The organism is Candidatus Desulfolinea nitratireducens (assembly GCF_982879505.1).
Genome location: NZ_CEYOSI010000339.1, coordinates 1 through 2,367 on the forward strand (window position 1 = coordinate 1; position 2,367 = coordinate 2,367).

Consider the following 2,367-nt stretch of genomic DNA (forward strand, 5'->3'; position numbering starts at 1 on the left):
TCAGGCTTTCCAGTTTCTTTATCTGGCTTTCCGGTTTCTTTATCTGGCTTTCCGGTTTCTTTATCAAGTTTGCCAGGTTCTTTATCAGGCTTACCATTTTTTTTCAACTCGGTTTGTGTATCTTCTTCCGAGTCGCTATTCGCATGACCGGATTTGATCGCTCCCAGATTGTTTTTGGTTTTTTCGCTGTCGCTATCAAGGGATTTAACAGCTTTTCGGAACTGCCCCCAGTTTGTTGGAGTGCTGCCATCGGGCATTTCAATGGTACTGAAATCCTTGTTGATCTTGGCTTCCATGATTGTAGAGAAGCTAACTGTGTCGCTTTCAAGAGCATTTGCCATCCATAAGGCTTGAGCTATTACTCCAAAACCAGCGCCTTCCTCATGGTATTGCATGATTGTTCCGTAGCAACCTTCGCCACTTGTTTCTGCGCCAGTTGTTTCTACGGGAGTTGTTTCGCCGCAGCTTACCCCTAAGAAATTGCTGAAGAACTCTGAAAGGGCAGAGCCAACCGGATGTTCTTTCTCGGCCTCAGCAGAAAGCATGGTTTCGTTTACTACATAAATTCCTGTGCCATCATCAATCACCAATCCAAGTTCAGCGGCTTCTTCAAGACTGAGGGCCACAGTTTGCGGCTCTCCGGTCTCATATGTATAAACCACGACCACCGTTGTAAGACCAGTCCCGGGATCGGTTTCCAGCGTAATGCTTGAAACGCTACCAACCTCAGGAGTAGTCTCCTCCATGGCGGGTGCTGCCCCAACGGCAATTACCTGTATAGCTAAAAAAATGATTGCAAATAATGTGCTTAAAAATAGCTTATTTCTGTTCACTTCTATCTCCTTTACATGTTTTTTTTGAGGTCTATATTGTGACATAAAAGTGCGATAAAACACCTTTCAAAAATGAAAGGTGCTGATGGGATATTGGTCACCTATCAATAATAATCATTTATTCCTATTTTCGCCCCTTTGCAAAAAGAAAAACTGCCTCTGGTAATCCAACTGGAAGCCGTTTATTATTTATTGGGATAATAGGTATCACTTCAAAAAAGAATTTGTCCAACTGAGAGATCACATTTATGGATCGAAAAAAAGACATCATCATCATTGGTGGCGGAATTATCGGTGTATCTATCGCCTATTATCTGGCCAGGCAAGGCCGGTCAGTGACTGTCCTTGAAAAGGATGATATTGGAGCGGGTAGTTCTTTTGGCAACGCAGGCTTGATCGCCAATGGATTTTCCATACCCATGGCTGCACCGGGTGTTCCCAGCCAGGGGTTGAAATGGTTATTTGATGCGACAAGCCCCTTTTATATCAAACCACGTCTAAATCTTGATCTTATAAGTTGGTTGTGGAAATTTCTTCGGGCTTGTAATGAAAAACAGATGCGGCGATCAATCCCGATCTTATTATCATTGGGGCAGGGTAGTTTTGATCTCTTTGATGATCTATTAGCCAAAGAAGATATGGATTTTGGCTTCGAGCATAAAGGACGGTTGATTCTTTTTAAAAGCGAAGAGGGGTTTGATAAATGGGGAAATGATATCGATCTGATAAAAGAATTTGGCGTGGATGTGTCTACGCTTGACGCAGATGGCGTGCGACAGATAGAACCGGATGTGTTGCCTGCCGTTACTCACGGCATATATTGCGAGGCTTATGCACACGTAAATCCTGGTCATTTTGTAGACGAGATGGCGCGTATTGCCAAAAATCACGGTGTAGAGATTAAAACAGGCACGCTGGTAACTGGATTTGAGATATCTGACCGCCAGATTTCAACCGTGCTTACATCCAAAGGTGCCTATTCTCCCAATCAGGTAGTTTTGGCGGCGGGTGCCTGGTCACCAGTGATTGCTCGTGACCTGAATCTGAGACTGCCTATCCAACCCGCAAAGGGATATAGTCTGACCTACAAACGCACCTCTACCAGCCCTCAATACCCGCTCTCTTTGTCTGAACGAAAAATCGCGGTAACACCGATGGGAGATAAGTTGCGATTTACCAGTACGCTGGAATTGGCAGGTTTCGATCCTTCAATTAACGAAAGACGATTGGCGGCTATTCGTCACTCGGTTAATGAATATCTACCTGGCATGGAAGAATTGGAAGATGAGGTCAAATGGTCGGGCTATCGGCCGGCAACACCGGATGATCTACCAATAATTGAGCGTAATGGCAAGTTAAAAAATCTAATTCTGGCCACCGGTCATGGAACCCTGGGGATGACCCATGGGCTGATTACAGGTAAGTTGGTATCGCAAATTATATTGGGAGAAACACCATTAATTAATTTGACACCTTTCAGAGCAGATCGATTTTAATAAGGGATTCTCAATACGCTGAATTGGATCAGGTACGG

Annotated in this window: 2 protein-coding genes; one reads left to right on the forward strand and one right to left on the reverse strand. The window is 44.3% G+C overall.

Annotated features, from left to right (window positions below; genetic code table 11):
* The coding region (locus AC3DOM_RS17505; protein ID WP_487920325.1) for a hypothetical protein at positions 1-833 on the reverse strand (833 nt) is incomplete at its 3' end.
* 248 nt (positions 834-1,081) lie between these two features.
* On the opposite strand from AC3DOM_RS17505, the gene AC3DOM_RS17510 reads away from it, so the two are divergent.
* A complete protein-coding gene (locus AC3DOM_RS17510) occupies positions 1,082-2,329 on the forward strand; it encodes an NAD(P)/FAD-dependent oxidoreductase (protein ID WP_487920326.1) in 1,248 nt (415 codons plus the stop codon).
* Positions 2,330-2,367: the final 38 nt, after the last annotated feature.

Bases quoted from the DNA above. Each gene is read 5' to 3' on its own strand.
- AC3DOM_RS17510 (WP_487920326.1), top strand. From the start codon at position 1,082: ATGGATCGAAAAAAAGACATCATCATCATTGGTGGCGGAATTATCGGT.